Raw genomic sequence first — 266 nt, 5'->3', positions numbered from 1 at the left:
GTTACCTATCAAGCAAAGGTCGTGCAGCGATTGTTTGCTTCCCCGGTATTTTTTACCGTGGCGGTGCTGAGCAAAAAATTCGCCAATATCTGGTTGATAACAACTATGTTGAAACCGTGATTTCACTGGCACCTAACCTGTTTTTTGGCACCACCATTGCGGTGAATATTTTGGTGCTGTCTAAACACAAAACCGACACTACCACTCAGTTTATTGATGCTAGCGGACTGTTTAAAAAAGAAACCAATAACAACGTACTGACTGAG

General features: G+C 42.5%; 1 protein-coding gene. It reads left to right on the top strand.

What is annotated here, in order from left to right:
- Positions 1-266, top strand: a 266-nt coding sequence (locus B4920_RS26555) for an N-6 DNA methylase (RefSeq protein WP_145954652.1), incomplete at both ends; no start/stop codon positions are given.

Source organism: Zoogloea sp. LCSB751 (assembly GCF_002028455.1).
Lineage (GTDB): Bacteria > Pseudomonadota > Gammaproteobacteria > Burkholderiales > Rhodocyclaceae > Zoogloea.
The sequence above is the reverse complement of the archived record's forward strand: the minus strand, read 5'-3'. Positions and strand labels throughout refer to the sequence as shown.